Raw genomic sequence first — 6,632 nt, forward strand, 5'->3', positions numbered from 1 at the left:
AGAATGAGTTTTTCTTTTATGAGCAATTTGTGTAAACAAGACGTACCAAATAGGTGCTGTTGAAACTATTAAAGCAGCATTTGTTGGAGTAGTAAATTTAAGCGCAAAATTTTCTGAGACAAAATAGATTGTAATTCCCCAAAATCCTGCAAGGACTTTGTGAATATTAAACAAGTTAATTTTTCTATTTTTTGGAATGACAAGTAGTGTCAAAAGAGCTATAGAAAATCTAATAAAAGCAGCAAGTAAAGGTGAAATATTTTGAACTATAATACTTGTTGCAATAAATGAAAGTCCCCAAACTATTATTACTAAAATAAGTGATATATATTGCATCAGCTACCTCCTAAGATTTTTTCAAGAATTTTTAAAATTTTATCTATACTATCTGCTATGTATATCTCTGAATGTTTCCTATTATCAAGATATTTTCCATCAATTAAAACATTTTGTATTCTATCAGTCCAACCACCTGTACCTTTGAATAAAATTAGGGGTTTTTTGTATGCGTATGCTCCAAATATCTCAATTGCTGTGCCACATTCTCCTGCAATTGAAATAACAGCATCTGCATTTCTTAATATGATAAATGATCTTGTAGAAAAATCAAGACCTGTTGAAAATTCTATAGTGTTAAATTCATTTCCTTTTTCATCATATGGCAAGATACCGATAGAAGTTCCTAAATTGTTTTTAACACCTTTTGAAACAGCTTCCATTACTCCATCTCTTCCACCTGTAATTACTATATAATTTTTTGACAGCTCTTCGCCAAGTTTTACACATAATTTTTCAAGATTTTCATCTATTTTTCCTGAAGAGCCTATTACTGCTACTTTTTTCATTTTTTCACTCCTATATAATTTTTTGAACAATAATATTATATCATTTAATATCAAATGATTTTTTTCAAAAATTCACTTTATCAATTATTTTTTCAAAAATTTTCAGTTTTATTTTTTAAAATAAAATTGTTATAATAATGTTACCGTTAACGTTACCGTAGCAATAATATGAAGGAGGGATGGTTTTGGCAGAAAAGTTACCTTTTTGGAAAAAAATTATTTATGCCTTGGGACAGCTTGGGTGGTCGTTAACAAGTTTTGCAATTGCAAATGTTCTTGTTTATTTTTATATGCCACCGGAGGGTGTTAACTTTCCAGAATTTATTAGAAGGGGACCAGTTTTTTTAGGTTTAACTATTGTAGGTCTTGCGTTAGGTGTGTCGAGATTGTTTGATGCAGTAACTGATCCTTTGGTTGCTACTTTGTCTGATAGAAACAGGATGAAACTAGGAAGAAGAAGGGGCTTTTTAGCAATTAGTGTTCTTCCTTTTGCAATATTTTCATTCTTGCCTTTTTTTCCACCTTCAAGTGACCATGCAATTAACACTATTTGGTTGTTTTTGACGGTTATCCTTTTTTATTGGTTTATGACTATGTATGTTACGCCTTATTTTGCATGGATGAGTGAACTTGGTCATACACCAGATGAGAGGCTTCTATTGAGCACTTTAATATCAATAACTTGGGCAATTGGTTATGTTTTAGGAACACAGATATATCTTTTCCAGACAATTTTGGAAAATAAAGGATTTACTCCATTAAAAGCTTTTCAAACAATTACATTGATATACGGATTGGTTGGTTTTGTTTTTATGCTTTTGCCGGTAATTTTCATTGATGAGAATAAATATTGTGAAAAGCATACAGTTAAAGAGAAGGGTTTAGAATCAATTATAAACGCTTTTAAAGAAAGAAATTTTAGATTATTTGTTCTCCAAGATTTCATATATTGGTTTGGTCTTACAGGTATTAGTCTTGGACTTGTTTACTATATAACTGTTTTACTTAAATTACCAAAAGAGCATGCATCACAAGTTCAGCTATTAATGTTTTTACTTTCATTTATCTTTTATATCCCTGTTAACTTTTTGGCTAAAAAGTTTGGAAAGAAAAATTTGTTAATAATTGGATTTATAGTCTTTTCATTGGATTTTGCGATCGCAGCAACGCTAGGAAAATTAAGTTTTTCTCCGATTATGCAAAGTTATATAATTGCGGTACTTTCTTCAGTACCACTTGCTATTTTTGGAATATTACCAAATGCAGTTATTGCAGACATTGCAGAAGCACATGGGAAAGAAACGGGAAATTACAAAGCAGCGGTATTTTTCGGTGCAAGAACATTTATGCAGAAGATGGGACAAACATTTGCTGGACTAATTTATCCTTCATTATTTATTCTAAACAGTGAAACAATTGGAGAATTTGGGTTAAGAATTAGTGCAATATTCTCTTTAATATTGATGGTTTTGGGAACAATAATTTTAGTTTTCTTTAATGAAAAAAAGATACTTGAGATATTAAAAAAATGAAGGTGCTTGAAAGCACCTTCATTTATTTTCTTTCACCTTTTAAAACAGCGGCACATCTTGGACATGTATTTGGATATTCTTCATCCTTTCCTGTTTCCTCACTATATTTCCAGCATCTTTGACATTTTTCGCCACTTGCCTTTTCTACACTTACATTTGCAAATTCACCTTTAACTTTTCCTTCTCCAATTTCAACTTGAGAGACAATGAAAATTTCTTCAAGGTAATCTTTATACTTTACAAGAACGTTGTTAATTTGTTCATTTACACCATTTAAAGTTACTTTTGCATCTAAAGAATGGCCTATTATATCATTTTTTCTTGCGTTTTCTAGAGCTTTTAGTACGTCATCTCTTACCATGAATAGTATTTTAAATTCTTCCATTAATTTTTCATCTACAAATTCTTTTCTTACTTGTGGCCAATACTCAAGATGTACTGTTTCAAATTCTTTAAGTGGGCTTAATTGATAAGCCTCTTCTGTAGTAAATACAAGAACTGGAGCAAGCATTTTTATTAATGCATCTAAAATGTAGAACATAACAGTTTGTGCCGAGCGTCTATATATTGAATCTTTTGCTTCAACGTACAACCTATCTTTTAATATATCAAGGTAAGTTGCACTTAATTCCACGGTGCAATATCTGTTTATAAGGCTGTATACCTTTGAAAATTCGTATTTTTCGTAATGCTCTGTAACTTGAGATATTACTTCTTGGAGTCTTCCAAGAGCCCATTTATCAAGTGGTAAAAGTTTATCAAATTCAACTAAATCATTCTTTGTAAAATCGCTTAAATTACCGAGTAAGAATCTAAGTGTATTTCTAATCTTTTTATATACTTCAACTTGTTGTTGAATGATATTTTTACCTACGCGGATATTGTCAAAAAAGTCTATACTGGAAACCCAGAGCCTTAAAATATCAGCGCCGTATTTATCAACAATTTCTTTTGGATCAATTACATTTCCAAGAGATTTACTCATCTTTCTACCGTGTTCGTCTTTTATAAATCCATGTGTTACAACAGATTTGTATGGTGCTTGACCTGTATGTGCAACGGACATAAATATAGAACTTTGGAACCAACCTCTGTGTTGATCATCGCCTTCTAAGTATAAATCAACTGGGAATTTTTCACCTTTTGATCGTATGACAGCCTCAAATGAACAACCCGAATCAATCCAAACATCCAAGGTATCGTATGTCTTTTCAAATTCATTATGTCCGCATTTTGGACATTTAACATCTTCTGGAATAATATCTTTTTCGGGAAGCTTAAACCATGCATCTGTTCCTTCTTTTTCAACGATTGTTATAAAGTTATCAATTACTTTTTCATCAATAAATACTTCACCACAATGTTTACATTTTATTGCAGGGATTGGAGTTCCCCATACCCTTTGTCTTGAAATTGTCCAGTCGGGTCTTTCTTTAACCATTGCCGTAATTCTATTTTCACCCCATTTTGGGTGCCATTCAACTTTTTTGATTTCTTCTAGGACTTTTTCACGCAAGTTATTTTTATCGACAGAAATAAACCATTGAGGAGTTGCTCTAAATATAATTGGATTTTTACATCTCCAGCAGTGTGGGTAGCTATGTTCGATTTTTTGTGTCTTTATAAGTGCTCCTAATTTTTCTAAATCTTCTATAATTACTTTATTTGCATCCCAAATTTTTAGTCCGGCGTATTTTCCTGCTTCTTCAGTAAATATTCCTTCTTCATTTACTGGTGAAAGAACTGGTAGGTTATACTTTAAACCAGTTAAATAGTCTTCTGCACCGTGTCCTGGTGCGGTATGAACACAACCTGTACCATCTTCGAGTGTTACATAATCGGCAAGTACAATTAATGATTCCCTATCTATGAATGGATGTTTTGCCTTTTTATACTCTAAATCTTTACCTTTGAATTTTTCAACAACTTCATAATTAATTTCAGTTTCTGCTGCAAATTTATTTAATAATCCTTCAGCTACTATCCAGTATTCACCGTCAACTTTAATTTTTACATAATCATATTCTGGATGTACTGCAATAGCAACGTTTGCAGGTAGTGTCCAAGGAGTTGTTGTCCATATTACAACATATGTATTTTCTTCACCAATTAATTTGAATTTTACATAAATTGAAGGTGAAGAATGGTCATGATATTCAACTTCAGCTTCTGCAAGAGCAGTTTTACAAGTTGGACACCAATAAACAGGTTTGTTTCCTCTATATACATTACCATTTTTAACGAGTGTCTTAAAAATATTTAATATGTGGGTTTCGTATTTTGGATCTAGTGTTAAATATGGATTATCCCAATCACCTCTTACTCCTAATCTTTTGAATTGTTCACGTTGAATATTTACAAAGTTGAGTGCGAAGTCTTTACATTTTTGCCTTATTTCGACTGGAGACATTTCTTTTATCTTTTCTCCCATTTCTACAGAAACTCTATGTTCTATTGGAAGACCATGAGTGTCCCAACCTGGAACATATGGAGCATAATATCCCCTCATAGTTTTGTAGCGAATAACTATATCTTTTAATATTTTGTTTGTGGCAGTTCCAATATGAATGTTTCCATTTGCGTATGGAGGACCATCGTGAAGAACAAATTTTGGTTTTCCCTCCCTTGATTTTAAGACCAGATTATAGTCGTCCATTTCTTTCCATTTTTTAAGCATTTCTGGCTCTTTTTTTACAAGATTTGCCCTCATGGAAAATTCTGTTGAAGGCAGGTTTAACGTTTCTTTGTAATCCATATAAACACCTCCGCTTGATCTATTTGTTTTTAGGTATTAAATTAACAAAAAAGGTGGCCCTCCCGCCACCTTTTTTTGTCTGGGGAGGGCAATGCCTTACATATTAATTATTTTTGCAATTGTGTCTTTTAATTCAGTTAAATCTGAAGATTTTACGATATATGCATCAGCAGCCCATGATGCAAGATCGCTTTTATAATGAGAATAAGCAGTTAAAATTATTATCTTTGCATCTTTTTTTATTTCCCTGATTTTCCCTGCAACTTCCAAACCATTCATACCGGGCATTTCAATATCTACAGTAACAAGGTCATATTCTTTTTCTCTAAATTTTTTAAGAGCCTCTTCTCCGTTTCTTGCTTCATCAACATCGTAACCACTTTCTTCCAACTCTTCAGTTATTAAAAGTCTCATGTTATCCTCGTCTTCAACGACAAGAATTTTTTTCTTTGACATATTATCACCCCTTAGAGTACAAAGTACACCATTCTAAATTATATCATATTATTCATTTTTGTACAAAACATATGCAGAAATTCCTTCAAGCTTTATTTTACCAGAAACTTTTTCTATTATTTCTGTGCCAGCTTTTTGTCCGTTTACTACAACGTTCCATATTCCTTCTGGAAGTTCATACTCAACTGGTCCAACATTTCCATTGTATATAACCAAAATATCTTTCCAGGAATCTCCGCCTGCATTATCGACAAGCATAAAGGAAACTATTCTTCTAGTTTTGCTTGTTAAAAGTTTAAGGTGTTTTTTGATTTCTTCTGCTGTTCTTAATCTGAATGCAGGATGTTCTTTTCTTAGCTTAATTAATCCTTTATAGTATTCAAAGACATCTAAATATTCATATTTTCTTTGATAGTCAAGGCCATTAATTGAAATTGGAGCATTGTAAGAATTTTCATTAAAGTTTTTAGTTCTTGCAAAATCTTGCCCTGCGTGTATGAAAGGTATTCCTTGAGAAGTAAGTAAAATTGCGCCAGCAAGCTTTTGAGCATTTCTTAACATTTCATCGGTCCATTCGTATTTTTTATCATATTTTGCAGCTAAATAGTTTTTATCCCAAAGGGTGTGGTTGTCATGACATGCAACATAGTTGATTGTTTCTTCAGGATCACTGGCAAAGCTCTTTATTCTTGAATCATAATAGATGCTTCCTACGACACCTCTTTTAACGCGTGTCTCTTTTCCAATTGCTCCCATTAAGAATCCTTTAACTTTTTCATCGAAAACGGAGCCCCTCAAAGCATCTCTAAATTCATCGTTAAACGCAGCAATATGTGTTCCAGCTACATCTGATTTTCCAAATCTTATAGGTGCACCCCATCCACCCCAAGGTTCACCATACAATATTATTGTTGGATCTATTGAATGAACAGCCTTTTCCAATTCAAGCATTGTTTTTTTATCAATAAGTCCCATTTGGTCAAATCTAAAACCATCAACGTGGTATTCATTTATCCAGTATAGCAAAGTATCAATTATGTATTT

Annotated in this window: 5 protein-coding genes and 1 pseudogene; 1 reads left to right on the forward strand and 5 read right to left on the reverse strand. The window is 32.3% G+C overall.

Annotated features, from left to right (window positions below; genetic code table 11):
• Together JG780_RS10170 and JG780_RS10175 are read right to left on the reverse strand one after the other, a co-directional pair.
• The coding region (locus tag JG780_RS10170; protein WP_287570513.1) for an EamA family transporter at positions 1 to 336 on the reverse strand (336 nt) is incomplete at its 3' end.
• Entirely contained in the window at positions 336 to 845 is a 510-nt protein-coding gene (locus JG780_RS10175) for a TIGR00725 family protein (RefSeq protein WP_114702987.1), read from the reverse strand. The genes JG780_RS10175 and JG780_RS10170, both read right to left, overlap by 1 nt.
• Before the next feature lie 179 nt (positions 846 to 1,024).
• On the opposite strand from JG780_RS10175, the gene JG780_RS10180 reads away from it, so the two are divergent.
• Positions 1,025 to 2,377, forward strand: a complete 1,353-nt coding sequence (locus JG780_RS10180) for an MFS transporter (protein WP_287570515.1) — start codon at positions 1,025 to 1,027, stop codon at positions 2,375 to 2,377.
• A 22-nt stretch (positions 2,378 to 2,399) separates the two neighbouring features.
• Here JG780_RS10180 and ileS read toward each other — a convergent pair whose 3' ends face one another.
• The 3 genes and pseudogenes from ileS to JG780_RS10195 form a co-directional block, all read right to left on the reverse strand.
• Positions 2,400 to 5,132 carry an isoleucine--tRNA ligase gene (gene ileS, locus JG780_RS10185; protein WP_004100446.1) on the reverse strand — a complete coding sequence of 911 codons (2,733 nt, stop codon included), beginning with the start codon at positions 5,130 to 5,132 and terminating at the stop codon, positions 2,400 to 2,402.
• Positions 5,133 to 5,228: 96 nt separating this feature from the next.
• Positions 5,229 to 5,588, reverse strand: a complete 360-nt coding sequence (locus JG780_RS10190; protein ID WP_004100448.1) for a response regulator — start codon at positions 5,586 to 5,588, stop codon at positions 5,229 to 5,231.
• Positions 5,589 to 5,636: 48 nt separating this feature from the next.
• Positions 5,637 to 6,632: pseudogene (locus tag JG780_RS10195) on the reverse strand (type I pullulanase); the annotation flags it as partial.

This window comes from Thermosipho sp. (in: thermotogales) (assembly GCF_020054775.1).
Taxonomy (GTDB): domain Bacteria; phylum Thermotogota; class Thermotogae; order Thermotogales; family Fervidobacteriaceae; genus Thermosipho; species Thermosipho africanus.